The sequence below is a fragment of the Microvirga arabica genome (assembly GCF_016811235.1).
Classification (GTDB): domain Bacteria; phylum Pseudomonadota; class Alphaproteobacteria; order Rhizobiales; family Beijerinckiaceae; genus Microvirga; species Microvirga arabica.
The window spans coordinates 1-755 of record NZ_JAFBID010000221.1 but is presented as its reverse complement, the minus strand read 5'-3'; the positions used below and the strand labels follow the sequence as shown (position 1 = coordinate 755).

Here is a 755-nt window from a genome sequence, read left to right as displayed (position 1 = left end):
ATCTACGACCCCAGTCTCTACAACGATCGCCTGCTGCTCGGCCTGAAGGGCACCATGAGCGAGGCGGAGATCCACATCCTCAAGGCGCGCATGCTCGAGGGCCGCCGGGCTAAGGCACAGCGCGGCGAGTTGGTTCTGGGGCTTCCTCGCGGCTACGTGCTCAAGCCGTCCGGCGAGGTCGCACTCGATCCCGACGAAGAGGTGCAGGAGATCATCCGTCTGGTGTTTACCCTCTTCGAGCGGAGGCGCTCGGTCAGCGGCATCCTGCGCTATCTCGTCGACCACGACCTTCGCCTGCCGGACCGCATTCGCCGCGGGCCGCACAAGGGCGACGTGCACTGGACCCGGCCCAATGGGCAGATGCTGCGCAACCCGCTCTATGCCGGAGCCTATGTCTATGGCCGGCGCACCTATGACGGCCGCCTGCGCCGGCCCGGCCAGCCGCACAGCGGCAAACGCTTCCTGCGCGATCCAAAGGCCTGGAAGGTGCTGCACCAAGGCGCTCGTCCGGCCTACATTGATTGGGACACCTTTGAGCGGAACCAGGAGCAGATGGCAGCCAACCGCGCACGCCACACCGGCCTTCCCCGCGGCGGCCCCGCGCTGCTCGGCGGGCTGGTGGCCTGCGGGGTCTGTGGCCGGCGCATGTGCGTCACTTACAACGACGATGGCCGGGAAGCGCGGTATGCCTGCAATCAGATGGCAACGACCTACGGCGCGCCTCAGTGCCAGTCGATCAGTGCCCGCCCGGTGGA

1 protein-coding gene is annotated in these 755 nt (G+C 67.4%); it reads left to right on the top strand.

Features of this window, described 5'->3' with window-relative positions; genetic code table 11:
• A partial coding sequence (locus JQC81_RS32590) for a recombinase family protein (protein ID WP_203275887.1) occupies nt 1-755 on the top strand: 755 nt, incomplete at both ends.